Genomic DNA, 21,570 nt, shown 5'->3' with positions numbered 1-21,570 from the left:
TCCGGCGGCGCCGCCACCGCGCCGCGGACGGCACGACGGCCGTTCGCGAGCGGTGACGGTCCGCTGGTTCGAGTGCTTGGGTGGACACGACGGAGGCTCCGGTCAGCCGGTGGTCGACTGCGCGTCGTGGGCGAGCTTGCTCAGGAAGTCCTGGGTGCTCATCTTGTTCTTCACGTAGGCGGGCCACAGGTTCTTCCACGAGCTCTCGAACGGCTCCGGCGCGTTGTAGAAGGCGTGTGGGAACTTCAGCGGCACCGTGGTCGAGGCCTTGACCAGCCCCGCGGCGAGCGGCTCGAGGTCCTTCTTCTCGGCCGCGGTCGGCTCGAACTTGGCGGCCGGCCACGCCCCCTCGACCTTGATCTGCTCGACGCTCTGGGCGTGCGAGGTCAAGAGCTTCATGAACGCCGTCACGGCCTCCTGCTTGCGGGCGTCGTGCGCTCCGCTGGCGTAGCTGCCCTCGGCGGAGATGACGATCAGCCCGCGCTGGTCGGCCGTCCATCCGGGCGACTGCTCGTAGCCGACCTGGTCGTAGAGCCCCTTGACCGCGTTCTTGGTCTTGATGTCGCTGTTGACCATCCACGGGCCGTTGGCGACCATCGCCGCCTGCCCGCGGACGAAGGCCGTGGCGGCGTTCTGGTACTCGCCCGAGAAGGCGTTGGTGTTGATGTAGCCCGCGTCGTGCCAGCGCCGGAGCGTGTCGGTGGCCTTGACGGCGACCGCGCTGTCGGCGTAGTTCCCGCCCTTGATGCCCTGGTCGAGGAAGGTGACGCCGCCCGGCTGCGTGCCGATGAGGTTGGCCCACATCAGCAGCGTGACCCAGTCGCCGTCCATCGCGAAGCAGGTCTTGCCGGCGGCCTTGATCTTCGCGCAGTCGGCCTCGAACTCGGCCCAGGTCTGCGGGAAGGCGGCGATCCCGGCTTCCTTGAAGATCGCCTTGTTGTAGTAGATGCCGATCGCGTCGCGCGTCTCGGGGATCGCCCACACCTGGTCGTCCTCGCCGGTCAGCGCGGTGAACACGCCGGCGTTGAACGAGTCCTTCCAGGCGGCGTCCTTGTCGAGGACGGGCGCGAAGTTCATGACCTTGCCGGTCTTGGCCAGCGACCGCAGCTCCGGCGGGTTGACCTGGAAGACGTCCGGCAGGTCGTCGGCCAGCGCGAGCCGCTGGTAGTACTGGAGGCGGTCGGGGCCGGAGCCCGCGTTCTGGTTCTTGACGACCTTGATGTGGTACTTGCCGGCGTACCGCTGGTTGAACGTCTTCGCGGTCTCGGCCGCGAACTGCAACGACGGGTCGCTCGGACTGCTCTGACACGAGCTGCAGGTGATGACCACTTCACCCTTGTCGTCGGTCGAGCTGCTGCTGCCGCAGGCGGTCATGGTCGCGGCGAGCGCCGCGGCAACCGCGGCGAGGATGATCATCCGCAGGGCACTTCTCATCGTCCTACTCCCTCTTGCCTGATGGTTGCGTGTGCGAGGTCGAGCACGGCGCGGGCGCGGCGCTCGACCTCCTGAGGACCCAAGGTCGCGGCGGTGCCGAGCTCGCCGCCGACGCCGACGGCGATCGCGCCGGCGTCCAGCCACGCGGCGACGTCGCCGGCGGGCCCACCGAGCCCGCCGGTGACCAGCACGTCGACGCCGGGCAGGACCGCCCGCACGTCGCGCAGGTAGGCCGGGGCGGCCAGCCGCGCCGGGAAGAGCTTGACCACGCGGGCGCCGGTGGCGGCGCAGGCCGCGAGCTCGGTCGGCGTGAAGCCGCCCGGGATCGCCGCCAGCCCGAGCGCAGCGGCCTGCGCCACGACGCCCGGCGGGCGGGTGAAGGAGACCACGAAGCGCGCGCCGGCCCGGGCGGCGGACTGCACGTGCGCCGGCTCGGTGACCGTGCCGACCCCGAGCACGAGGCCGTCGTCGCGCAGCTCGCGCAGCGCGTCGTCGACGTCGGGCACGCTGCGCGTGAGCTCGATGAGGCGCATACCCGCACGCGCGCAGGCGCGCGCGGTCGCGACGGCGTCGGCGACGTCGGCGCTGCGGATCACGGGGACGACGCGCTGGGCGGCGAGCAGGTCGACGACGTCGGTCATGCCGGCTGCTCCACGATCGCGTCGAGCAGCGCGCGGGTCTGCGCCAGCGTCGGGTACGAGGCCGCGCAGCCGGAGCGGCCGACGCTGCTGGTCGCCGCCGCCACGGCCCAGGCCAGGGCGTCCGGACACCCGTCGCCGGCCAGCCGCCGCGCCAGGTAGGCGCCCGCGAACGCGTCGCCGGCGCCGGCGCCGTTGACGACCTCGACCACCGGGACCGGCTGCGTGAAGACCGAGCCGTCGAGGACGGCGACGGCCGCGTGCGCGCCGTCGGTGAGGACGACCTCGGGCCCGCTCAGCGCGCCGCGGGCCAGCGCGACCGCGTCGGACTCGCCGAAGAGCGCGGCGGTGTCCTCGGTCGAGCCGATGACCACGTCGGCGTCGCGGGCGAAGGCCGCGAGCGCGCGCGGGTCGCCGCCGAGCCGGGGGCGGTGGTTCAGGACGCACGCGACGCGCGCACCGGCGGCGCGAGCGCGGACGACCGCGTGCGCGGCCGCGGCGGCGCTCGAGGCCGAGACCGCCAGCGTGACCCCGGTCACGACCAGCAGGCCGAGGCCGGCGAAGACGTCGTCGTCGAGGTCCTCGACGACGAGCCGGCTGCCGGCCGAGCCCGTGCGCCAGTAGACGAAGCGGTGGCCGGCGTCGGCGTCGGGCGTGTTCAGGTACAGGCCCGTGGCCGCGTCGGGATCGGCGCGCACGTGCGCGACGTCGACGCCGCGGCCGGCCCAGAACGCGCGCAGCCAGGCCCCGAGCGGATCGTCGCCGACCCGGCCGGCGAGCCGCGTGCGCGCGCCCAGGCGCGCGGCCATCACGGCGATGTTCGCCGCGTCGCCGCCGGCGGCGAACGCGAGGCGCTCGGCCGTGCCGTCGCGCTCGAGCTCCACCAGCCCCTCGCCGATCGCAACCAGGACGCCCATGGCTAGAAGCTGTTGGCGCCCTTGGCCATGAGGCCGCCGTCGACGACCAGGTGCGAGCCCGTGACGTAGGCCGCGGCGTCCGACCACAGCCACCACACGCCCTCGGCGATCTCCGCCGGGTCGGCCAGGCGCCCGAGCGGGATCTGCTCGCGCGCCCGCTCCAGGATCTCGGCGCGCGCGGCGGCCCGGCGGTCCTCGGGCACGCCGACGGTGAGCAGCGGCGTGTCGGTCGCGCCCGGCACGATCGCGTTGACGCGCACGCCCTGCGGCGCGTAGTCGACGGCCAGGCTGCGGACGAGCGCGGAGACCCCGCCCTTGGACGCCGCGTAGGCGGCGTTGCCGCCGCCGGCGAATCCGACGAACGCCGAGGGCGACGACGTGCAGACGACCGAGCCGGCCGACCCTGCGTCGAGCAGCGCCGCGATCGCCCACCGCGCGGTCGAGAACGCGCCACGGAGGTTGACCTCGACGACACGGTCCCATTGCTCGGCCGCTACCTCGTGCGCCGGCCCGTTGAGCTCGATGCCGGCGTTGGCGAGCACCGCGGTGGGCAGGCCGAGCTCGTCGCGACAGCGCGCGATCGCCGCGGCGACCGCGGTGTCGTCGCGCACGTCGACCTCGAGGCCCAGCGCCGCCTCGGCGCCGGCGCCTTCGGCGTCGGCGGCCACGGCGGCGGCGCGCGCGCCGTCGATGTCGACCGCGGCGACGCGGGCCCCGCGCCGCGCGGCGGCGGCGACGACGGCCGCGCCGATGCCGGAGCCGGCGCCCGTCACGAACACCGTCGGCGCGCTCATGCGCCCGCGGCGGCCGTCGGACCCGACGGCTCGAGGTAGTTGTTGACGTGGCGGCTGAGCGTGTCGACCAGGCGCTGCTCGTCGCCGGCCCTGAGGGCCTGCAGCAGCTCGTCGTGCTCGTCGGCGACCTCGTCGGCCGTGGTGTGCCGCGGCGCGTCGCGGCGGAAGTAGGCGCGGACGCGCGGCTCGATCGAGCGCCAGATCTGGAGGCAGTGCGGCTGGCCGGAGCGCTCGATGACCAGCTCGTGGAAGCGGACGTCGTCCTCGGCCAGCGCGTCGAGGTCGCCGCGCTGGCCGGCGACGCGCATCGCCTCGACGAGCTGCTCGAGCACGACGAAGTCCGCCTCGGTCAGCACCGGCATCGCCTTGCGGAACGCGAAGGACTCGAGCGTGAGCCGGATCGGGACGAGCACCTCGGCCACCTCCTCCTGCGAGACGCCGAGGACCTCGGTCGCGCGGTAGGGCAGCGAGACGACGAGGCCCTCGTGCTCGAGCTGGCGCAGCGCCTCGCGCACCGGGGCGCGGCTGATGCCGAGCTCCTCGGCCAGCTCGACCTCCTTGAGCCGGTCGCCCGGCTTCAGCCGGCCGCCGACGATCGCGGACCGCAGCGCGTCCGACGCCCGCTGGCGCAGCGAGGCCGGCTCGAGCGGAGGGAACTTTGTCGCCTTCATGTTGTCGACAATATCCGATAGGCTTGCGACATGCAAATCGAGCGAGTCAGCGTCGCGGGCCTTTCAGGCGCCACCCCGGCCGGCGGATGGGCCATCGAGCTCCGGCCCGATGACGTCGTCCACACGCTGGTGACCGTGCACACCGACACCGGGCTGACCGGCGTCGGCAGCGCCTACAGCGACGACCGGTTGGTGCGCGCGGCGATCGAGGTCCTGAGCCCGCTGCTCATCGGCGAGTGCGCGCTGGAGCCCGAGCGCGTCAGCGAGAAGCTGCACCAGCACACGTTCTGGCTGGGGCGCGGCGGCACGCTCACCCACGCGATCTCCGGGATCGACATGGCCCTGTGGGACATCCTCGGCAAGGCGTGCGACCAGCCCGTCGGGCGCCTGCTCGGCGGGCGCTACCGCGACCGCGTCCGGCCTTACGCTTCCCTGCTGATGGACGAGCCCGCCGTCCTCGCCGACCACCTCGCCGCGCTCGTCGCGCAGGGCTTCTCCGCCTACAAGATCGGCTGGGGGCCGTTCGGCCGGCGCTCGCACCGCCTCGACGAGGCGATGGTGCGCAGCGCGCGCGAGGCGATCGGCCCCGACGCGCTGCTGATGGTCGACGCGGGCGCCAGCGACGGGTTCTGGCCGCACGGCTACACGTGGGCGCTGCGCACCGCCGCGATGCTCGCCGCCTACGACGTCGAGTGGTTCGAGGAGCCGCTGGCGCCCGACGACCTCCACGGCTACGCCGAGCTGCGTCGCCACACCACCGTGAAGATCGCCGGCGGCGAGGTGCTGACGCGCCGCCAGGCGTTCCTGCCCTGGCTGGAGGCTCGCGCGCTGGACATCGTGCAGCCCGACGTGACCAAGGTCGGCGGCATCAGCGAGCAGCGCCGGATCGCGCGCGCCGCCGAGGACCACGGCGTCGCGTTCGTCGGCCACGGCTGGAACACCGCGGTCGGCCTCGCCGCCGACCTGCAGGTCGCCTCCGCCCTGCCGCACACCGAGCTCGTCGAGTACAAGACCGGCTCGGCCTACGTCGACGACCTGTCGGTCGAGGGCTTCGCGCTCGACGACGACGGCATGCTCGCGGTGCCCACGCGCCCCGGCCTCGGCGTGACGCTCGACCCCGACGCGCTCGCGCGCTACGCGCGCACGGTCGAGGTGACGGCATGACCGTCGGCGCGACGAGCTGGGTGATCGCCGACGGCTACATCCCGCCCGCGAGCACCGGCCCCGAGCCGGACATGACCAGCCACGACAGCGCGTGCATCCTCAACGCGGGCGACGCGCCGGCGCACGTCGAGCTGTTCCTGTACTTCACCGACCGCGAGCCGGTCGGCCCCTACCCGTTGACGATCCCCGCGCGGCGCGCCCACCACCAGCGCTTCAACGACCTCGAGGGCCCCGAGCCGGTCGCGATCGGCGTCGACTACTGCTGCCTGATCACCAGCGACGTGCCGATCGTCGTGCAGCACACGCGCCTGGACTCGCGCCAGGCGGCCAACGCCCTCATGTCGACGATCGCCTTCCCGGGCTGATGGCGCCGCGGCCCGTCATCTTCGACATGGACGGCGTGCTCGTCGACTCCGAGCCGATGTTCGAGCGGGTCTTCACGGTGGCGATGCGGGTCCTCGGCCGGCCCGACATGGCGTCGTGGTACCCCAACACGCTCGGGCGCCGGCAGGTCGACTTCGTGCCGCCGCTGGCCGCCGAGCTGGGCCGCGATCCCGAGGCGGTCTTCGCCGCGCTGCGCGACGAGCTGCCACGGCAGCTGGCGACGCCGCTGCCGGCGATGGCCGGCGTGCCGGGCGCCGTGCGCCGGATCGCGGAGGGCCGCCGCGTCGGCCTCGCGAGCTCCAGCCGGCGGTCGTTCGTCGAGCACGTCCTCGCCCAGCTGGCGCTGACCGACGTCTTCGGCGCGGTGGCCACCGGCGACGAGGTCGCCCACGGCAAGCCCGATCCGGCGCTGTACCGCCTCGCCGCCCAGCGCCTCGCGATCGACCCCGCCGCCGCGACGGCGATCGAGGACACCCCGACCGGCATCGCCTCCGCGAAGGCCGCCGGCCTGACGGTCATCGCGATCCCCAACGCCCACACCGCGGCGCTGGACCTCAGCGCCGCAGACGTCGTCCTCGCCGATCTCCACGCGGCCGCCGACCACCTCGCGGCGTAGCGGCCACCGCGGTCAGCGACCGTTCAGCGACACCAACGCCGGCTTCAGCGTGGTGCCCGCCGTGACCGTGACGCGCGCGCGGGTCCCGTGCACCGTGACGGTCGCGACGCCGTGCGCGTCGGTGGCCGTCGTCGCCTGGCCGCCGACCGCGACCGTCGCGTGGCTGACCGGCCGCGCGTCGACGGCCGACTCGCTCGCTCCCATGCCGGCGATGCTCGCGGTCACCATGAGGCGGTAGGCGCCCTCGCCGGTGCGCTTGGCCTTCACGCGCAGCGCCGGCTTCTTGGGCAGCAGGGTCGGGCAGGCGCCGCCGTTCAGCATGTCGGGCCGCGGTCCGCCGATGCTCTTGCCGTCGAGGGTCGACGCGGCGTGCCCCGTGACGCTGAGCCGCTTCATGACGAGCTCCGCGTCCTGGCTGCCGGTCATCTCGAGGTGCGCAGTAGGTGCCGTCGGTCAGCCCGGTCGCCTTGACGGTGCCGCTGACGACGGAGGCGCCGTCGTCGGAGTAGTTGTTGTAGGTCTCGGTCCCTTCGCCGCCGAAGAAGGCACCCGGGCCCGGCGCGCCCGCGTAGATCACGGTCACCGTGCCGCCGCCGGGACCCCGGACGGTGACGGTGCCCAGGAAGCCCGGGTGGCACCGTGGTAGTCGGTCGGCGCCGGCGCCCAGGAGCCCACGTCCGAGCTGACCGTCCGCACCGGCCGGGGCCGGCTTACGGGCCGTGAGGCGCGCGACGAGCAGGAACGGCGCGTTGCGCCCACGCGGCGAGGGCGGGACGCTCGCCGGGCAGCCGATCGCCAGCTACGACTACCCCGACGTCAGCGTGACCAACAACCTACAACGACGAGATCAACCACCTCGAGCCCGACCTGACCTCGGCGCGCGACACCATCGCGCGCCTGATCGGGGCCAAGACCAGCCGTCGCCAGCGGGGCGGCGCCGGCTAGTCGAGGTCCGGCACGAGGCGCCCCTGGATGCGCAGCCGGCTCGGCGTGCGCAGCGTGCCCAGCTTGTTCCAGGTCATGCCGAGCTGGCGGTGGTCGGCGTCGGTTACGGCCTCGATCTCGAGCTCGTCGCCGTCGCGGCGCAGCGTCACGTCGAGCTCCAGCGGCATGCTGCTGCCGCGGGCGTAGAGGCGGCCGCGGACCTTCAGCCGCTCCCCGTCGAGCGTCGCGCTGTCGGACACGAACCGGACGTAGGGGTGCGCCTCCGCGCCGAAGAAGTCGGCCCCGCGCAGGTGCTCATCGCGCTTCTCGTTGCCGGTGTCGAGGCTCGCGGTCTCGATCGTCAGCTCGATGGCGGGCCGCTCGGTGAGGTCGAGCGTGCCCTGGTAGCGGGAGAAGCGACCCGTCGCGACCGGCCATCCGAGCAGCATCCTGGTGCGGAACTCGACGCTGGAGCGGGCCGGGTCGATCCGCCAGCGCGTGGTCTCGATGTTCGGTGTTCCGGCCTGGTCGGTTGCGTGTGTGCTCATGCCAGGTCTGACAGGGCGGCCGACCGCCCTGTGACACCTCAGAGATGAGCGAGCTTGTCCGGGTTGCGCACCATGCGCACGGTCTGGATCCGGCCGTCGACGACGTCGATCGTGAGGACGTCCTGGACCCGCAGGTGCCCCGATTGCACGACCGCGCGGCCTTCGCGATCGGTCCTGAACGCGGCGATCTCGGCGGCGTCGAGCTCACCGGCCTTCAGGAGCGCCAGTCCCTCGACGACCGCGCGCTGCTCGGCCTCGCCGAAGGTCGGCTCGCCCCGGCCGCGCAGCAGGCGGCCCGGCTGGCCGTTGACCCGCACCAGCTCGCTCTCGTACTCGCCGAACGCGCGGCGCAGCCGCGGCAGGGCGGCCATGAAGCGCGCGATCAGGACGGCGCCGACGAGCGGCTCCTGCGGCGCGATGACCTTGCCGCCGCCGTCGACGTACAGGACGGCGTCCTTGGCGAGCAGCTGCTCCAGGGACTCCAGGTCGCCGTCCTCGGAGGCCGCGAGGAACCGCTCGAGCAGCGCGTCGCGCGACGCCTCGTCGGGGTCGAAGCGCGGGCGGTTGGCCTCGAGGTGCTTGCGCGCCCGCGTCACGACCTGGCGCGTGTTGACCTGCGTCCGCCCCACGACCTCGGCGATCTCCGCGTACTCGTAGCCGAAGACCTCGCGCAGGAGGTAGGCCGCGCGCTCGACCGGCGTCAGCCGCTCCAGCAGCACGAGCAGGGCCAGCGACAGCGAGTCCGCGAGCTCGGCGCGCGAGGCCGGGCCGGGCGCCGGGTCCTCGAGCAGCGGGTCGGGCAGCCACGGTCCGACGTAGGACTCGCGACGGGCCCGCGCCGACTTGAGGACGTTGATCGAGAGCCGCGTCGCCACGGTCGTCATCCAGGCGGCCGGCTCGTCGATCGGGCCCTCCTGCCGCGTCAGCCGCAGGAGCGCCTCCTGGGCGATGTCCTCGGCCTCCGCGGCGCTGCCGAGCATCCGGTAAGCCACGCCGAAGCCGTGGCGCCGCAGCGCCTCGAGCTCCTTGTCGCCCATCGCCGCGTCCGGCTGCTCTGCCCGCCGGGGACTGCTCTCGCTCATCGTCTTCTCCTGCCGTACGACCGTCGTCTCCACATCTTGACAACGGTCGGCGGCCGGCTGTGACACCTCCGGGCGCACGAGCCGGCCGCCGCCCACGCTAGAAGGCCGGGATCACGGACCCGCGGTACTTGTCGTCGATGAACTTCTTGACCTCGGGCGAGTGCAGGAGCGCCTCGAGCTTCTCGACGCGCGGGTCGGTGACCTCGGAGTCCTTGGCCACCAGGAGGTTGGCGTAGGGGTTGTCCTTGGTCGACTCCAGGACGAGCGCGTCCTTGGCCGGGGTCAGCTTGGCCTCGATCGCGTAGTTGCCGTTGATGACCGCGAGGTCGGCGTCGTCGAGCGTGCGCGGGAGGTTGGCCGGGGCGATCGGCTTGAACTTGAGGTTCTTGGGGTTGTCGGCGATGTCGTTGGGCGTGGCGTCCAGGCCGGCGCCGTCCTTGAGCTTGATCAGGCCCGCCTGCTGGAGCAGCTTGAGGCCGCGCGCCTCGTTGGCCGGGTCGTTGGACAGCGTGACGGTCCCGCCGTCCTTGACCGCGCCGACGTCCTCGACCTTCTTGGAGTAGACGCCCAGCGGCTCGAGGTGGACCGGCGCGAGCGGCTTGAGGTCCTTGTAGTCCGGGTTGTCCTTGACCTGCTGGTCGAGGTAGGGGACGTTCTGGAAGTAGTTGGCGTCCAGCTTGCCCTCCTGGAGGGCGACGTTGGGCTGGATGTAGTCGTCGTAGGAGACGACGTCGAGCTTGATGCCCGCCTTGGGGGCGAGGTCCTTGGCGATGTAGTCGAGGATCTCGGCGTGCGGGACGGGGCTGGCGCCGATCTTGAGCGGCTTGCTGAGGTCGGTCTGCGCCGAGCCGCCGCTGCTCTTGCTGTCGTCGTCGTCGCTGCCACAGGCGGCGAGCGCGAACGTGGCGAGCAGCAAGGCGACGGCGAGCGCCGCGATCGACCTGATGGACTTGGGGGTGTTGGACCTGGACATGGGGAGTGCTCCGAGGGGGTCGGTGGGTGGGCTAACGATGGGAGAGGCGGCGGACCGCGAGGTCGCCGAGGAGCTGGAAGAGCTGCACGACCACGACGAGCAGCACGACGGTGGCGAGCATCACGTTGCCGTCGAAGCGGTTGTAGCCGTAGTCGATGGCCAGCTCGCCCAGGCCGCCGCCGCCGACGGCGCCGCCCATGGCGCTGAAGCCGACGACGGCCACCAGCGTGATCGTGAGGCCGCCGACGAGGCCCGGCAGCGCCTCGGGCAGCAGGACCTTGAGGACGGTCTGGGTGCGTGACCCGCCGGCGGCGCGCGCCATCTCGACGAGCTCGCCAGGGACCTCGCGCAGCGTCTGCTGCACCACGCGCGCGTAGAAAGGCACGAGCGCGACGACCAGCGGGACGATCACGGCGTTCGTGCCCAGCGACGTCCCGACGACCAGCCGCGTGAACGGGATGATCGCGGCCAGCAGCACGATGAACGGCACCGAGCGGCCGATGCCGACGACGGTGCTCAGCAGCCCGCTGACCGAGCGCAGCGGCTTGAGCCCGCGCGGCGAGCTGACGTGCAGCAGCACGCCGAGCGGGGTCCCGAGCAGCGCGATGAACGCCGTGGAGATCAGCACCATCTTGAGCGTGTCCTGCAGCGCCGGCCACAGCAGCGGCCACATGTCGCCCCAGGCGGTGTCGGTCGCGACGATCAGGGCGCTCACGCGACCGCCTCCACGACGGGGACGGCCGTGACCGGCGCGGCGTGCAGGCCGCGCGGCGCGAGCAGCTCCGGCAGGTCGTCCCGGCCCGCGGGGACGCCGACGATCAGATGGCCGGCGGCCGCACCCTCGACGGACTCGATCGCGCCGCCGAGCAGGTCGACCGGCGCCTGCAGCTCGTCCTGGAGCGCGGCCAGCCAGCCGGGGTCGATCGCGCGGCTGACGTAGCTGATCCGCCAGGCGACCCGCCCGGACGCCGGCGCGACGTGCGGCCGGTCGGGCACGAGCGCGCGCCCGAGGTCGGAGGACGGGTCGGCGACCAGCTCGGCGATCGTGCCCGACTCGGCCACGCGACCGTCGCGCAGCAGCGTGACGTGGTCGCAGACGTCGCGCACCACGTCCATCTCGTGGGTGATCAACATGATGGTCAACCCGAGGTCGTCGCGCAGCTCGCGCAGCAGCGCGAGGATCGTGCGCGTCGTGTCGGGGTCCAGGCCGGAGGTCGCCTCGTCGGAGAGCAGGACGGCGGGGCCGAGCGCCAGCGCGCGGGCGATCCCGACCCGCTGGCGCTGACCGCCGGAGAGCTGGGCGGGATAGGCGTCGTCATGGCTGGTCAGCCCGACGCGCTCGACCAGCTCGGCGACGCGCGCGCGGCGCTCCCGGCGGCCGACGCCGGCCAGCTCCAGCGGCAGCGCGACGTTCCCGCTCACGGTCCGCGAGCTCAGCAGGCTGGCGGCCTGGAAGATCGTCCCGATGCGCCGGCGCGCGGCCTGCAGGCGCCGCTCGGCCAAGGCGGACAGCTCGACGCCGTCCACCGTCACCGTCCCGGCCGTCGGGCGCTCCAGCAGGTTGACGCAGCGCGCGAGGGTCGACTTGCCGGCGCCGCTGGGGCCGATCACGCCGGCGATCTGCCCGGCCCCGACGTGCAGCGACACGCCGTCGAGCACGGTGTGGTCATGCCCGCGCCGGGAGAAGGTCTTGGTGAGCGCGTCGACGTCGATCACGAGGCCGGACACGGTAGCTAATCTTGAGTTACTTGGTCCGATTAGACCTATTTATGGCAGCCATCACGTTCGCTGCTGGCTGGGGATCGAGCAGAATGCGCCCGTGCGCATCTCCGCGAAGGCCGACTACGCGGTTCGGGCGATGCTCGAGCTCGCCACCGCCGACGAGCCGCTGTCGGCGGACGCCGTCGGCCGGCGCCAGGGCATCCCGGTCGCGTTCCTCCAGAAGATCTTCGCCGACCTGCGCCTCAGCGGGCTGGTGACGACGCACCGCGGGCGCGAGGGCGGCTACCGGCTGAGCCGGGCGGCGACGGCGATCACCGTCGCCGACGTCCTGCGCGCCGTCGAGGGGCCGCTGGCCGACGTGCACGGGCACGCGCCCGAGGACATCGCCTACCGCGACGTCGCCGAGTCGCTGCAGGACGTCTGGATCGCATTGCGGGCCAACGTCCGCGACGTGCTGGAGGGCGTGACGCTCGCCGACGTCCAGCGCGGAAGGCTGCCGCGCCGCATCGCCCGCCTCGCCGCGGCCGAGGACGCGCGCCTCAGACGCTGAGCGCGGCGGCGGCCGGGAGGTCGAACACGCCCGCCAGCCGTGCGAAGGACGCGCGGCGCTCCACCGGGTCATAGGTGTTGGTGATCGCGATCACCTCGTCGGCCTGCGATGCCGCAACCGCCGCCTCGATGCCGGCGCGCACGGCCTCCGGCCCGCCGGCGACGTCCGCGCGCGTGTCGACGTGGCGCGCCTCGACCTCGCGCTCGGCGTCGGAGTAGGCGTGCGCCAGGGCCTCGTCGACCGGGACGAGCGGATGGCGCGACCCCAGCCGCGCCTGCACGTGGTTGAGGTGGCTCGGCGCGGAGAGGGCGCGCGCGTGCTCGTCGTCGACGCCGACCATCACCTTCAGCGCGAGGATCGCGTGCGGCCGGTCGCCGGGGCGGGCGGGGACGAACGTCTCGCGGTAGCGCAGCAGCGCGGTCGCGGCGTCCTGCGTGTTGGTGTGCGCGGCGAACCCGTAGCCGAGCCCCTTGCGCGCGGCGGTCGCGGCGGAGCTGACGCTCGACCCCAGCAGGAACACCGGCGGCAGCGGGACGTCGGTCGGCGCGGCCCGCACCGACGCGAGCGGGTGGTCGGCGGGCAGGGCGCGCACGCCGCCGAAGGCCAGGAGCTCGTCGATCTGGTCCTCGAAGCCGGCGCCGTGCGCGTTGTCGTCGGGCCGCGCGAACGCCGCGACCGTCGCGGGGTCCAGCGCGCCCTCTGAGCGTCCGACGCCCAGGTCGACGCGCCCGGGATGCAGCGCCTCGAGGCAGCGGAACTGCTCGGCGACGTGGATCGGCCGGTGGTTGGGCAGCAGCATGCCGCCCGCGCCGATCCGGATGCGCTCGGTGCGCGTGCCGACCTGCCCGATCAGGACCTCGGGCGCCGAGATCGCGACGCTGCCGAGCGCGTGGTGCTCGGCGACCCAGAAGCGGTGGAAGCCCAGGCGATCGGCGTGCTCGGCGAGCGCGAGCGCGTCGCGGAACGCGTGACCCGGCGCGCCGCCGCGACGGGTCGGCGCCTGGTCCAGCACGGAGAGCAGCATGAGGACTTCCTAGCATGTCGGTAGGCAAACCGAACTTGGACACGCGATGACCTCTCCCCCGCTCCTGCTCGCCGCCGCGCTCGACGACCCGCGGCTCGCCGCCGTCGCCGACGACGCCGGCCTGGACTTCGTGACGCTCGCCGACGACCCGCTGGACGCGACGCTCGTCGCCGCCCGCCTGGCCGCGCGGACACGCCGCGTCGGGCTGCTGCCCGGCGTGTCGACGACCACGACCGAGCCGTTCCACGTCTCGACGGCGATCGCGACCATCGACTTCGTCAGCGGCGGCCGCGCCGGCTGGGTCGCCGAGGTCGCGCCCTCGCGTGACGACGCCGACGCGCAGGTGACCTGGGACGTGCCGGGCAACCTGGTCAGCGACGCCCGCGAGCACCTCGAGGCCGTGCGCCGGCTCTGGGACAGCTGGGAGGACGGCGCCGAGATCCGCGACACGACGACCGACCGCTTCGTCGACCGCGAGCGAGTCCATCACATCAACTACGTCGGCGAGCACCTGGCCGTGCGCGGCCCATCGATCACGCCGCGCCCGCCGCAGGGCCAGCCGGTCATCGCGGTGCGCGAGCGCGCGCTGGCGGCCGGCGCCGACCTCTGGCTGACGCCGGACCCCGGCGCGCCGGCGGTCGACGGCGTCCTGCGGATCCTGGAGGTCGCCGGGCTCGACGCGGTCGACGCCGCGCGTGACGCCGGGTTCGACGGCGTCCTGCTGCACGGCGCCGACGTCGACGCGCTCGCCGCGCTCGCCGCCCTGCGCTCCGCCCCTCCGGCGCCGGCCGCCTCGCTGCGCGAGCGCCTCGGCCTCCCGCCCGCGACCAACCGCTACGCGAAGGCGGCGGCATGACCAAGCAGATCCGCCTCGCCGCGCATTTCCCCGGCGTCAACAACACCACCGTGTGGAGCGACCCGGCCGCCGGCAGCCACATCGACTTCGCCTCGTTCCGGCGCTTCGCGCAGACCGCCGAGCGCGCCAAGCTCGACTTCTTCTTCCTGGCCGAGGGCCTGAGCCTGCGCGAGCACGCCGGCCACGTGCACGACCTCGACGTCGTCGGGCGCCCCGACGCGATGACGCTGCTCGCCGCGCTCGCGGGCGTCACGGAGCACCTCGGCCTCGCCGCCACGCTGACCACGACCTACCACGAGCCGCGCGAGATCGCCCGCCAGCTCGCGACGCTCGACCACCTCTCCGGCGGCCGTGCGGCGTGGAACCTCGTGACCTCCACCGACGCGGTCAGCGGCGCCAACTTCCGCCGCGGCGCCTACCTGCCCTACGAGGACCGCTACGCCCGCGCGACCGCGGTCCTCGAGCACGCCGACCGGTCCTGGGCCGACGACGACCTGCCCCAGAAGCGGCCGGTCATCCTCCAGGCCGGCGACTCCGACGCCGGCCGCGAGTTCGCCGCCCAGCACGCCGACGGCATCTTCACCCGCCATGGCAGCCTGCACGACGGCCAGGCGTTCTACGCCGACGTCAAGCGCCGGCTGGCCCGCTACGGACGCGCGCCGGACGACCTGCTCGTGCTCCCGGGCGCGACGTTCGTGCTCGGCGACACCGACGCCGAGGCCCAGGAGCGCGCCGCGGTCGTGCGCCGCCAACAGGTCTCCGCCGCCACCGCGATCGTGTTCGCCGAGCAGCTGTGGAACCGCGACCTGTCCGCCTACGACCCCGACGGCCCGCTGCCCGACGTCGAGCCGGTCGAAGGCGAGATCACGATCGCCCCCGGATCGATCCCGGCGCGCGCGTTCGCCGGCCAGCGCCACGAGACCGTCGCGCAGCTGCGCGCGCTGGCTGCGACCGAGAAGCTCTCGCTGCGCGACGTGATGGTCAAGACGCGGGCGCGCCACTCCTTCGTCGGCTCGCCGCAGACCGTCGCCGACGCGATCGACGACTACGTCCAGAGCGACGCCAGCGACGGCTTCATCCTCGTCCCGCACATCACGCCCGGCGGGCTCGACGAGCTGGCCGACCAGGTGATCCCGCTGCTCCAGGAGCGCGGCGCGTTCCGCGCCGACTACGCGCCGGACACGACGCTGCGCGACCGGCTGGGGTTGTCGACGGCGGCGGTATCATCGAAATATGGACTCGAACGGTCGTAATAGTCTTCTTTTGGTGGAGGACCGTGTCACGGCCGCCCCGACGTCGCGGTGGATCCGCGCCTACAAGGACGGCCGGCTCGTCGTCGACACGCGCCGCGCGCGCGTCGTCGGCGAGGACGGCAAGGCCGCCGGGCTGTACGCCGTCCCGCTCGCGGACGTCGCCCCCGGAGCGCTGAGGCCGAGCGCGGGCGAGCACGCCGGCGCCGCCCACGCGGGCGCGACGGAGTACTTCGACCTGCACGCCGGCGACGTCGTGGTCGCGGCCGCCGCGTGGCGCTACCGCGGCGGCGCCCTCCCCGAGCACGTCGGCCTGGCCTGGGACGCCTTCGACCAGTGGTACGAGGAGGACGTCGAGGGGTTCGTCGGCCCCCGCCACGCCCACCGCGTCGACGCGCTGCCCAGCTCGCGCCACGTCCGGGTCAGCCTCCGCGGCCGCGAGCTCGCCGTCAGCGACCGGCCCGTCATCGCCTTCGAGGGCACCCAGCCGCCGCGCTTCTACCTCCACCGCGACGACGTCGACCTCACCTCGCTGGCGCGCTCGGACCTGCGCACCGGCTGCCCGTACAAGGGCTGGGCGTCGTATTGGGACCTCGCCGGCGGGATCGCCGACGACCTTCCCGGCCCCGTCGCGTCGAGCTACGAGGAGCCGCTGCCCGAGGTCGGCGCGATCGCCGGCCGGATCGCGTTCTTCGCCGAGCACGTCGACGTCGAGGTCGACGGCGAGCCGCTGGCGCCGACGCCGCGCCGGGCGCCCATGACGGGCGCCGACGGGTGGCGCGCCGAGCCGAGCCGGCGCTGGGTGCGCGGCGTCCGCGACGACGCCACGCTCGTCGACAGCCGCCGGGCGATCCTCACGTGGGCGCCGGGCGAGAGCGTCCCGGTCTACGCGTTCCCGGTCGACGACGTCCACCCCGACGCGCGTTGGACCGCGAAGGCGCTCCCGGCGCTGGGCGGGCACCTCACGTTCGGGCGCTTCCTGGGCAGCGGCTTCGACCGCTGGTACGAGGAGGACGAGGAGGTCTTCGTCCACCCGCGCGATCCGCACGTACGCGTCGACGCGCTGCCCAGCAGCCGCCACGTGCGGATCGAGTCCGACGGCGTGCTGCTCGCCGAGACGCGCGCCCCCGTCGTCGTGTTCGAGACCGGACTGCCGACGCGCCACTACCTCCCGCCCGAGGACGTCGACCGCGAGCGGCTGGAGCCGACGAACCTCCGCACCGCCTGCCCGTACAAGGGCACCGCCGGGTACTGGTCGGTCCGCGACGCGCCCGAGCTGCCCGACGACGTCGTGTGGAGCTACCCGTCGCCGCTGCCGGCGCAGGAGGCGCTGCGCGACCGGCTCGCGTTCTTCGACGAGCACGTCGACGTCCTCGTCGACGGCGTCCTGCAGAAGCGGCCGGCCAGCCGCTGGCCGCGCCGGCGCCGAGCCGCGGTGGCGTCCTGATGCCGGGCGATGGTCCAGAATGCGCGCGTGCGCATTTCTGCCAAGGCCGAGTACGCGGTCCGCGCGGCCGTCGAGCTCGCCAACGCGGGTGACGTCGCGCTGTCCGCGGACGCCGTCGCGCGGGCCCAGGACATCCCGGTCTTCTTCCTCAAGAAGATCTTTAACGACATGCGGGTGGCCAACCTCGTCAGCACGCAGCGCGGGCGCGACGGCGGCCACCGGCTCGCGCGGCCGGCGTCGGAGATCTCGGTCGCCGACATCCTGCGCGCGATGGAGGGTCCGCTGGCCGACGTCCGCGGCGAGGCGCCCGAGAACCTCGACTACCACGGCGCCGCCGAGCCGCTGCAGGACGTGTGGATCGCGCTGCGCGCCAACGTCCGCAGCGTGCTCGAGGGCGTCACGCTCGCGCACATCGCCAACCAGCAGCTGCCCAAGCGCATCGCGAACCTCGCCCAGAAGGACGACGCGCGCTTCAGGCGCTGAGCAGCAGCGCCGGCGCGTCGCAGCACGGCAGCGCCGACAGCGGGCGCACGCCGACGATGTCGCCACGCCGCAGGCCCAGCCAGACGAGCTCGTCGGGCTCGAGGCAGGCCTCGGCCCGGACCCCGTCGTCGAGGACCAGTGTCACGTCGACGCGCCGGTCGCGCCGGGTCAGGTCCTCGATCAGGCCCTCGCGCCCCGCGCGCTCACGCGGGTCGAGGATCGCGACCGGCAACACGCCGGCACCTCGTCAGCAGCCATGGCGCAATAAATACCACAAACCCTGTCACCTAACTAGGTATTGCGCGCGTACGTGCTCGAGCGCGTCGCCGTCAGGACGGGTCGAGCACCTTGTCGAAGCGCAGGCGCGCCGGTGCGCCCGCGCCGGGCCGCTCCAGCTCGCGGATCAGCGAGTCCTTCACGCCGAAGACGACGTCGGAGCCCAGGTACGGATCGCCGGCCAGGAAGACGTGCGTGACGAGCTCGCGGTGGCCGGGCGCCCGCACGCGGAAGTGGAGCTGGTCGTCAAGCTCTTCCTCTGCCCTTCGCACCTACAAGAACTTCCACGGATGGCTCGGGCGGTCCGAGGAGTTGGCCGCGGTGCACGCGCGCTGGGCCGCCGGCGACGTCGAGGGGGCGCGGCGCGCGGTGCCCCTCGACGTGCTCGACGGCCTCTGGATCAGCGGGTCGCCGGAGGCCTGCCGCGAGCAGATCGCCCGCTTCCTCCACCCGGCGGTGACCGCGATCAACCTCTACGTGGCGCCGTCGCCCGAGCTCGTCCGCGACCCGTCGCTGCTGGCCGGCGTGCTCGGCGCGCTGCGGCCCGGCGGCTGAGCGGCGCCGCGCGCGCCGTCGCAGACGTCGACGCTCAGCGCACCTCGTTGATGCGGATCAGGTTGCCCGCGGGATCGCGGAAGGCACAGTCGCGGACGCCGTAGGGCTGGTCGGTCGGCTCCTGGACGACCTCGGCGCCGCGGCCCTGCAGCTGCTCGAAGACGCCGTCGAGGTCGGCGGTCGCGAGCGTGATGATGCCGTAGGTCCCCTTGGCCATCATCTCGGCGATCGTGCGGCGCTCGTCGTCGGTGATGCCGGGGTCGGCGGCCGGCGGGTGCAGGACGATGGTCGTCCCGGAGCCGCCGGCGGGGCCGACCGTGATCCAGCGCATCCCGTCGTAGCCGACGTCGTTGCGGACCTCGAAGCCGAGCGTGTCGCGGTAGAAGCCCAGGGCCGCGTCCGCGTCGTCGTGCGGCAGGAAGCTCGAGTGAATGGTGATGTCCATGGCGTCACGCTAACCGCGGATCGGGGGTCGGCGCTTCTTGATTCCTGATCGGCCCGGTCACCGGACGTAGGCGGCGAGGTGCTCTCCGGTGAGGGTCGAGCGGGCGGCGACGAGGTCGGCGGGCGTCCCCTCGAAGACGACGCGGCCGCCGTCGCGGCCGGCGCCGGGGCCGAGGTCGACGATCCAGTCGGCGTGCGCCATGACCGCCTGGTGGTGCTCGATGACGATGACCGACTTGCCGGCGTCGACGAGCCGGTCGAGCAGGCCGAGCAGCTGCTCGACGTTGGCGAGGTGCAGGCCGGTGGTCGGCTCGTCGAGGATGTAGACGCCGCTCTTCTCGTCCAGGTGCGTGGCCAGCTTGAGCCGCTGGCGCTCGCCGCCGGACAGCGTCGGGAGCGGCTGGCCGATGGTGAGGTAGCCGAGCCCGACGTCGACGAGCCGCTGGAGGATCTTGTGCGCGGCCGGCGTGCGCGCCTCGCCGTCGGCGAAGAGCTCCTCGGCCTCGCTCACCGACATCGCGAGCACCTCGCTGATGTCGCGGCCGCCGAGGCGGTACTCCAGGACCGACGCCTGGAACCGCTTGCCCTCGCAGTCCTCGCAGATGGAGGCGACGCCGGCCATCATCGCCAGGTCGGTGTAGATCACGCCGGTGCCGTTGCAGTTGGGGCAGGCGCCGTCGGAGTTGGGGCTGAACAGCGCGGGCTTCACGCCGTTGGCCTTCGCGAACGCCTTGCGGATCGGGTCCAGCAGCCCGGAGTACGTCGCCGGGTTGCTGCGGCGCGAGCCGCGGATCGCGGCCTGGTCGATCGCCACCACGCCCGCGAACCCGCTCCCGCCCACCATCGACCCGTGCACGAGCGAGCTCTTGCCCGACCCGGACACGCCGGTGACGACGACCAGCATCCCCAGTGGGATGTCGACGTCGACGTCCTGGAGGTTGTTCGTCGACGCGCCGCGGATCTCCAGCGCGCCGGTCGGCGTCCGCACCGTCTCCTTGAGCGTGGCGCGGTCGTCGAAGTGGCGCCCGGTCAGCGTGTCGCTGGCCCGCAGCCCCTCGACGGTGCCCTCGAAGCACACGGTGCCGCCCGCCGCGCCGGCGCCGGGGCCGAGGTCGACGACGTGGTCGGCGATCGCGATCGTCTCCGGCTTGTGCTCGACGACGAGCACCGTGTTGCCCTTGTCGCGCAGTCGCAGCAGCAGGTCGTTCATCCGCTCGATGTCGTGCGGATGCAGCCCGATCGTCGGCTCGTCGAAGACGTAGGTCACGTCGGTGAGCGACGACCCGAGGTGGCCGATCATCTTCACCCGCTGCGCCTCGCCGCCCGACAGCGTCCCCGACGGCCGGCCGAGCGAGAGGTAGCCCAGCCCGATCTCGTCGAACGACGCGAGCGTCTGCTCCACGGCTTCCAGCAGCGGCGCGACCGACGGCTCGTCGAGCCCGCGGACCCACTCGGCCAGGTCGCTGATCTGCATGGCGCAGGCGTCGCCGATGTTGATGCCCTCGATCTTCGAGGCGCGGGCGCCCTCGGCGAGCCGGGTCCCGTCGCACTCCGGACACGTCGTGAAGGTGACGGCGCGGTCCACGAACGCGCGGATGTGCGGCTGCATCGCCTCCTTGTCCTTGGAGAGCATCGACTTCTGGATCTTGGGGATCAACCCCTCGTAGGTGAGGTTGATGCCGTCGACCTTGATCTTGGTCGGCTCCTTGTGGAGCAGGTCGTGGAGCTCCTTCTTGGTGTACTTGCGGATCGGCTTGTCCGGGTCGAAGAAGCCGCAGCCGGTGAAGATGCGCCCGAACCAGCCGTCCATGCTGTAGCCCGGGATCGTGAGCGCGCCCTCGTTGAGCGACTTGGTGTCGTCGTAGAGCTGGGTCAGGTCGAGGTCGGTCACGCTGCCCATGCCCTCGCACCGCGGGCACATGCCGCCGGTGACGTTGAAGGACTTCTTGACGGTCTTCCTGGCTCCGCGCGCGACGGTGATCGCGCCGGAGGCCCTGACCGAGGGCGTGTTGAAGGAGTAGGCCTTGGGCGAGCCGATGTGCGGCTGACCGAGCCGGCTGAAGACGATCCGCAGCATCGCGTTGGCGTCGGTGACGGTGCCGACGGTCGAGCGGGGGTTGGAGCCCATGCGCTCCTGGTCGACGAGGATCGCCGTGGTCAGCCCCTCCAGCATGTCGACCTCGGGGCGCGACTGCGCCGGCATGAAGCCCTGGACGAACGCGCTGTAGGTCTCGTTGATGAGCCGCTGGGACTCCGCGGCGACCGTGCCGAAGACCAGCGAGCTCTTGCCCGAGCCGGAGATCCCGGTGAACACCGTCAGCCGGCGCTTCGGCAGCTCGACGCTGACGTCCTTGAGGTTGTTGACGCGCGCGCCCTGCACGCGGATCAGGTCGTGGCGGTCCGCGGCGATGCTCATCGTGGGAGCGGCGCTCACTGGTCCTGCAGCAATCCGAGCACGTTGCCGTCGAGGTCGATGACGGTGGCGATCAGGCGGCCGCCGCCGACGTCGTGCGCGGGCTCCTTCACCGTCGCGCCCGCGGCGGTCACCTCGGCCAGCTTGGCCTCGATGTCCGCCACCTGCCAGTAGGCCACCGGCGCGGTCATGGCCTGCGGGCCGCCGGTGGGCACCAGCCCGACGTGCTGGCCCTCGGCGTCGTAGCCGACGTAGTACTCCGAGTCGGCCTGCGGCGCGAGGCCGAGCAGGGCCGTGTACACCGTCTTGGCCGCGGCCAGGTCGGACACGGGGTGCAGGATGGTCTTGATGCCCTGGGTGGTGGTCATGGTCACTCCTGAGGTCGGGGTCGTGCTGTCCATGCCG

General features: G+C 73.2%; 25 protein-coding genes and 1 pseudogene. 9 read left to right on the top strand and 17 right to left on the bottom strand.

The annotated features are described in order from the left end of the window. Nucleotides 1–102: 102 nt before the first annotated feature. The 5 genes from DSM104299_RS10825 to DSM104299_RS10805 are packed head-to-tail and all read right to left on the bottom strand — an operon-like array spanning nucleotide 103 to nucleotide 4,454. Entirely contained in the window at nucleotides 103–1,434 is a 1,332-nt protein-coding gene (locus DSM104299_RS10825) for an ABC transporter substrate-binding protein (RefSeq protein ID WP_272477316.1), read from the bottom strand. Beyond that, the gene (locus tag DSM104299_RS10820; RefSeq protein WP_272477315.1) at nucleotides 1,431–2,075 is read right to left on the bottom strand and encodes a bifunctional 4-hydroxy-2-oxoglutarate aldolase/2-dehydro-3-deoxy-phosphogluconate aldolase; all 645 of its coding nucleotides are present in this window, start codon (nucleotides 2,073–2,075) and stop codon (nucleotides 1,431–1,433) included. The genes DSM104299_RS10825 and DSM104299_RS10820 overlap by 4 nt, the downstream gene beginning before the upstream one ends. Next, on the bottom strand, nucleotides 2,072–2,989 hold the full coding sequence (locus DSM104299_RS10815) for a PfkB family carbohydrate kinase (RefSeq protein ID WP_272477314.1): 918 nt from the start codon (nucleotides 2,987–2,989) through the stop codon (nucleotides 2,072–2,074). The genes DSM104299_RS10820 and DSM104299_RS10815 overlap by 4 nt, the downstream gene beginning before the upstream one ends. A 2-nt stretch (nucleotides 2,990–2,991) precedes the next feature. Next, nucleotides 2,992–3,783 carry an SDR family NAD(P)-dependent oxidoreductase gene (locus DSM104299_RS10810; RefSeq protein WP_272477313.1) on the bottom strand — a complete coding sequence of 264 codons (792 nt, stop codon included), beginning with the start codon at nucleotides 3,781–3,783 and terminating at the stop codon, nucleotides 2,992–2,994. Then, on the bottom strand, nucleotides 3,780–4,454 hold the full coding sequence (locus tag DSM104299_RS10805) for a GntR family transcriptional regulator (protein ID WP_272477312.1): 675 nt from the start codon (nucleotides 4,452–4,454) through the stop codon (nucleotides 3,780–3,782). Before DSM104299_RS10805 ends, DSM104299_RS10810 begins: the two co-directional genes overlap by 4 nt. 30 nt (nucleotides 4,455–4,484) lie before the next feature. On the opposite strand from DSM104299_RS10805, the gene DSM104299_RS10800 reads away from it, so the two are divergent. The 3 genes from DSM104299_RS10800 to DSM104299_RS10790 are packed head-to-tail and all read left to right on the top strand — an operon-like array spanning nucleotide 4,485 to nucleotide 6,618. After that, the gene (locus DSM104299_RS10800; protein ID WP_272477311.1) at nucleotides 4,485–5,618 is read left to right on the top strand and encodes a mandelate racemase/muconate lactonizing enzyme family protein; all 1,134 of its coding nucleotides are present in this window, start codon (nucleotides 4,485–4,487) and stop codon (nucleotides 5,616–5,618) included. Further along, nucleotides 5,615–5,983 (top strand): sensory rhodopsin transducer, encoded by a 369-nt coding sequence (locus DSM104299_RS10795; RefSeq protein ID WP_272477310.1) that lies wholly within the window; start codon nucleotides 5,615–5,617, stop codon nucleotides 5,981–5,983. The genes DSM104299_RS10800 and DSM104299_RS10795 overlap by 4 nt, the downstream gene beginning before the upstream one ends. Continuing rightward, nucleotides 5,983–6,618, top strand: coding sequence for an HAD family hydrolase (locus DSM104299_RS10790; protein ID WP_272477309.1), 636 nt, complete (start codon nucleotides 5,983–5,985; stop codon nucleotides 6,616–6,618). Before DSM104299_RS10795 ends, DSM104299_RS10790 begins: the two co-directional genes overlap by 1 nt. Nucleotides 6,619–6,630: 12 nt before the next feature. Here the strand turns inward: DSM104299_RS10790 and DSM104299_RS10785 are convergent, their stop codons facing one another. The 6 genes from DSM104299_RS10785 to DSM104299_RS10760 form a co-directional block, all read right to left on the bottom strand. Continuing rightward, nucleotides 6,631–7,044 (bottom strand): hypothetical protein, encoded by a 414-nt coding sequence (locus tag DSM104299_RS10785; protein ID WP_272477308.1) that lies wholly within the window; start codon nucleotides 7,042–7,044, stop codon nucleotides 6,631–6,633. A gap of 515 nt (nucleotides 7,045–7,559) precedes the next feature. Then, nucleotides 7,560–8,090, bottom strand: coding sequence for a YceI family protein (locus tag DSM104299_RS10780; protein ID WP_272477307.1), 531 nt, complete (start codon nucleotides 8,088–8,090; stop codon nucleotides 7,560–7,562). A 38-nt stretch (nucleotides 8,091–8,128) separates the two neighbouring features. Beyond that, nucleotides 8,129–9,172, bottom strand: a complete 1,044-nt coding sequence (gene sigJ, locus DSM104299_RS10775) for an RNA polymerase sigma factor SigJ (protein ID WP_272477306.1) — start codon at nucleotides 9,170–9,172, stop codon at nucleotides 8,129–8,131. A gap of 97 nt (nucleotides 9,173–9,269) precedes the next feature. After that, a complete protein-coding gene (locus DSM104299_RS10770; RefSeq protein ID WP_272477305.1) occupies nucleotides 9,270–10,145 on the bottom strand; it encodes a MetQ/NlpA family ABC transporter substrate-binding protein in 876 nt (291 codons plus the stop codon). A 31-nt stretch (nucleotides 10,146–10,176) separates the two neighbouring features. After that, on the bottom strand, nucleotides 10,177–10,818 hold the full coding sequence (locus DSM104299_RS10765; protein WP_349294554.1) for a methionine ABC transporter permease: 642 nt from the start codon (nucleotides 10,816–10,818) through the stop codon (nucleotides 10,177–10,179). A gap of 38 nt (nucleotides 10,819–10,856) precedes the next feature. Beyond that, nucleotides 10,857–11,861 (bottom strand): methionine ABC transporter ATP-binding protein, encoded by a 1,005-nt coding sequence (locus DSM104299_RS10760; RefSeq protein WP_432419778.1) that lies wholly within the window; start codon nucleotides 11,859–11,861, stop codon nucleotides 10,857–10,859. Between the two features lie 103 nt (nucleotides 11,862–11,964). Here DSM104299_RS10760 and DSM104299_RS10755 point away from each other — a divergent pair, with 103 nt between their 5' ends. Continuing rightward, nucleotides 11,965–12,417 (top strand): RrF2 family transcriptional regulator, encoded by a 453-nt coding sequence (locus DSM104299_RS10755; protein WP_272477302.1) that lies wholly within the window; start codon nucleotides 11,965–11,967, stop codon nucleotides 12,415–12,417. Here the strand turns inward: DSM104299_RS10755 and DSM104299_RS10750 are convergent. Further along, nucleotides 12,407–13,441 (bottom strand): MsnO8 family LLM class oxidoreductase, encoded by a 1,035-nt coding sequence (locus tag DSM104299_RS10750; RefSeq protein ID WP_272477301.1) that lies wholly within the window; start codon nucleotides 13,439–13,441, stop codon nucleotides 12,407–12,409. The genes DSM104299_RS10755 and DSM104299_RS10750 overlap by 11 nt on opposite strands. A 46-nt stretch (nucleotides 13,442–13,487) precedes the next feature. Here DSM104299_RS10750 and DSM104299_RS10745 point away from each other — a divergent pair, with 46 nt between their 5' ends. Genes DSM104299_RS10745 through DSM104299_RS10730 form a run of 4 tightly spaced genes read left to right on the top strand, consistent with a single transcriptional unit; the run spans nucleotide 13,488 to nucleotide 17,477 of the window. After that, a complete protein-coding gene (locus tag DSM104299_RS10745; protein WP_272477300.1) occupies nucleotides 13,488–14,297 on the top strand; it encodes an LLM class flavin-dependent oxidoreductase in 810 nt (269 codons plus the stop codon). Continuing rightward, on the top strand, nucleotides 14,294–15,550 hold the full coding sequence (locus DSM104299_RS10740) for an LLM class flavin-dependent oxidoreductase (protein ID WP_272477299.1): 1,257 nt from the start codon (nucleotides 14,294–14,296) through the stop codon (nucleotides 15,548–15,550). Before DSM104299_RS10745 ends, DSM104299_RS10740 begins: the two co-directional genes overlap by 4 nt. 13 nt (nucleotides 15,551–15,563) lie before the next feature. Continuing rightward, complete coding sequence (locus tag DSM104299_RS10735) at nucleotides 15,564–16,994, top strand: DUF427 domain-containing protein (protein WP_272477298.1); 1,431 nt, start codon at nucleotides 15,564–15,566, stop codon at nucleotides 16,992–16,994. A 27-nt stretch (nucleotides 16,995–17,021) separates the two neighbouring features. Then, a complete protein-coding gene (locus tag DSM104299_RS10730) occupies nucleotides 17,022–17,477 on the top strand; it encodes an RrF2 family transcriptional regulator (protein ID WP_272477297.1) in 456 nt (151 codons plus the stop codon). On the opposite strand, the gene DSM104299_RS10725 is transcribed toward DSM104299_RS10730, so the two are convergent. Together DSM104299_RS10725 and DSM104299_RS10720 are read right to left on the bottom strand one after the other, a co-directional pair. Further along, the gene (locus DSM104299_RS10725) at nucleotides 17,467–17,709 is read right to left on the bottom strand and encodes a hypothetical protein (RefSeq protein ID WP_272477296.1); all 243 of its coding nucleotides are present in this window, start codon (nucleotides 17,707–17,709) and stop codon (nucleotides 17,467–17,469) included. The genes DSM104299_RS10730 and DSM104299_RS10725 overlap by 11 nt on opposite strands. A 97-nt stretch (nucleotides 17,710–17,806) precedes the next feature. Beyond that, nucleotides 17,807–17,992, bottom strand: a pseudogene (locus DSM104299_RS10720) (dioxygenase family protein); the annotation flags it as partial. On the opposite strand from DSM104299_RS10720, the gene DSM104299_RS10715 reads away from it, so the two are divergent. After that, nucleotides 17,949–18,308 carry an LLM class flavin-dependent oxidoreductase gene (locus DSM104299_RS10715; RefSeq protein WP_272477294.1) on the top strand — a complete coding sequence of 120 codons (360 nt, stop codon included), beginning with the start codon at nucleotides 17,949–17,951 and terminating at the stop codon, nucleotides 18,306–18,308. The pseudogene DSM104299_RS10720 and the gene DSM104299_RS10715 overlap by 44 nt on opposite strands. Before the next feature lie 34 nt (nucleotides 18,309–18,342). Here the strand turns inward: DSM104299_RS10715 and DSM104299_RS10710 are convergent, their stop codons facing one another. From DSM104299_RS10710 to DSM104299_RS10700, 3 genes are read right to left on the bottom strand one after another with little or no spacing between them, the layout of a single operon-like run. Continuing rightward, nucleotides 18,343–18,753: a VOC family protein gene (locus DSM104299_RS10710; RefSeq protein WP_272477293.1), complete on the bottom strand. Its 411-nt coding sequence runs from the start codon at nucleotides 18,751–18,753 to the stop codon at nucleotides 18,343–18,345. Nucleotides 18,754–18,810: 57 nt separating this feature from the next. Further along, complete coding sequence (locus DSM104299_RS10705; protein ID WP_272477292.1) at nucleotides 18,811–21,168, bottom strand: excinuclease ABC subunit UvrA; 2,358 nt, start codon at nucleotides 21,166–21,168, stop codon at nucleotides 18,811–18,813. A gap of 14 nt (nucleotides 21,169–21,182) precedes the next feature. After that, complete coding sequence (locus DSM104299_RS10700) at nucleotides 21,183–21,566, bottom strand: VOC family protein (protein ID WP_272477291.1); 384 nt, start codon at nucleotides 21,564–21,566, stop codon at nucleotides 21,183–21,185. Between the last annotated feature and the right edge of the window lie 4 nt (nucleotides 21,567–21,570).

Source organism: Baekduia alba, from assembly GCF_028416635.1.
Lineage (GTDB): Bacteria > Actinomycetota > Thermoleophilia > Solirubrobacterales > Solirubrobacteraceae > Baekduia > Baekduia alba.
Note: the sequence above shows the minus strand (reverse complement) of the source record. Positions and strands in the feature narration are given on the sequence as shown.